The sequence below is a fragment of the Rhodoplanes roseus genome, assembly GCF_003258865.1.
GTDB classification, from domain to species: domain Bacteria; phylum Pseudomonadota; class Alphaproteobacteria; order Rhizobiales; family Xanthobacteraceae; genus Rhodoplanes; species Rhodoplanes roseus.
Window position 1 is genome coordinate 1 of sequence record NZ_NPEX01000972.1, and the last position, 243, is coordinate 243.

The window sequence follows — 243 nt, forward strand, 5'->3', positions numbered from 1 at the left end:
CAGCGGCTTCCGCGCATGCGCCGCGTCGAGGCGCGCCCAGAGGACATTGCGGCTTTCCTCAGGCCGTTCCCTGTCGCCTTCCTCCTGGCCGTTGCAGGAGACGAAGGCGATCGCGAGGTCGCTGTCATAAGCGGTGTTGACGACATAACGCGTGCCTTCGAGCTCGTACCAGGCGGCTTTCTGCACGTCGGCGCCTGTCGGCAAGGTGAAGGTGTAGCGGATGGCGAGGAGGCCGTAGCGCGA

General features: G+C 65.8%; 1 pseudogene. It reads right to left on the bottom strand.

Features of this window, described 5'->3' with window-relative positions:
• Positions 1-243: pseudogene (locus tag CH341_RS33230) on the bottom strand (alkaline phosphatase D family protein); the annotation flags it as partial.